Below are 476 nucleotides of genomic sequence, written 5' to 3' on the forward strand. Positions count from 1 at the left end.
CACAGAAACTGCATGAAAAATTTTGAGCATCTCTCCCACAAAATCAACACCCTACTGATAGACTGATCTTTCCATCCGCCATCAGGCTGATTCACATCGGCTTTTAGCAGTATATGAGCATGATTGATTTTGGCAGCAGCGGCTTTACCTGTTTTGGTTAATTGTTCTAGAATTTGGCGTTCTTCAGGAGTCAGCGAAACAATGTATCTTTTTGCAGGCATAGCTGATTATCGTGCTGGAAAATATATCTCCCATTATCCGTCATCTTGTATTTGACAGACTACTAGGCCGCCATCAGAATTAGAAAAGGAACTAAATATTACAGATCCATTCTCTAAAAAAGGATCAAAGCTATTACTAATAACAAAATCGCGTACGGGAAATGGAACTGGGAAGCCTAAGCCACCTCCACCTTCTATAACAACCCACATTCCGCACCCACAACTGTCACACCCCAAAGAAACGGATATATCTAG

1 protein-coding gene and 1 pseudogene are annotated in these 476 nt (G+C 41.2%); both read right to left on the reverse strand.

Features of this window, described 5'->3' with window-relative positions; genetic code table 11:
• Positions 1–221: pseudogene (locus ACM0OS_RS29025) on the reverse strand (hypothetical protein); the annotation flags it as partial.
• A gap of 33 nt (positions 222–254) precedes the next feature.
• Positions 255–476, reverse strand: a 222-nt coding sequence (locus ACM0OS_RS29030) for a hypothetical protein (RefSeq protein WP_414546629.1), incomplete at its 5' end; no start/stop codon positions are given.

It is taken from the genome of Nostoc sp. CCY0012 (assembly GCF_963920855.1).
GTDB lineage: Bacteria > Cyanobacteriota > Cyanobacteriia > Cyanobacteriales > Nostocaceae > Cyanocohniella.